Origin of the sequence: Bacillus cereus group sp. BfR-BA-01331 (assembly GCF_022663915.1) — a bacterium.
In the GTDB taxonomy this organism is placed as follows: Bacteria; Bacillota; Bacilli; order Bacillales; family Bacillaceae_G; genus Bacillus_A; species Bacillus_A mycoides.
This window is the reverse complement of the sequence record NZ_JAKUGJ010000177.1, coordinates 1-375: the sequence shown is the minus strand read 5'-3', so window position 1 is coordinate 375 and position 375 is coordinate 1. Positions and strand designations below refer to the sequence as shown.

Sequence of the window (375 nt, the reverse complement as noted above, 5' to 3'; positions counted from 1 at the left end):
TTTCCATACACATGGCATTCTAATCGCTCTTGTTTGATAGTTTGCCAGTGATGAATTTGAAATAGAGATTTCCACGTTTTAAATATGATTTCGATCTGCCAGCGGAGGGGGATTTGTTCCATCGGAACCATCTCACAAGGCGTATTCGTAACATATATGTTGATACCCGTTAATCGTTTACTCTTTTCTGAAAATGTAATTCCCTTTTTACTTTCGGTATAGCTTTGTTTTTTTCTACGTTCCAGTATTTGTTCCTCTGTTAATCGGTAGATAATTACTCTTGTAAATAATCTTTGGTTCTTGCCAATATACGCCTCTTTTATTTCATACGTTTGTCCTGGTTTTAACGTGTGCATAATGTTCTCTAAATCAACT

At 35.5% G+C, this 375-nt stretch carries 1 protein-coding gene; it reads right to left on the bottom strand.

The features are described 5' to 3' along the window. A partial coding sequence (locus MR155_RS31535; protein ID WP_242312135.1) for a transposase occupies positions 1-375 on the bottom strand: 375 nt, incomplete at both ends.